Raw genomic sequence first — 244 nt, forward strand, 5'->3', positions numbered from 1 at the left:
GGTGGAACAGGCTGGCGGCACTCACACCGAGTTGCCGGGCTTGCGCGCGCAAGCGCTGCGCCAACGCCGGCGCCAATGGCAGGCTGACTTCAGCGATGCCGCGGGCATCGCCCTGCACATCCTGCAACCCAAACGGCAACGTCGGCTCGCTGATATCGCCGAGCATCTGGCGAAAGAACTGTTCGTGTTCCTGCTCGCTGATGCCCAGCCGCGCCTGGGCCACATAGTTGCGAAACGGCACGGG

General features: G+C 66.0%; 1 protein-coding gene. It reads right to left on the bottom strand.

The window, feature by feature from the left end:
• A partial coding sequence (locus KZZ04_RS20480; protein WP_219424075.1) for a hypothetical protein occupies positions 1 to 244 on the bottom strand: 244 nt, incomplete at both ends.

Source organism: Pseudoalteromonas sp. CR1 (genome assembly GCF_019392235.1).
Lineage (GTDB): Bacteria > Pseudomonadota > Gammaproteobacteria > Enterobacterales > Alteromonadaceae > Pseudoalteromonas.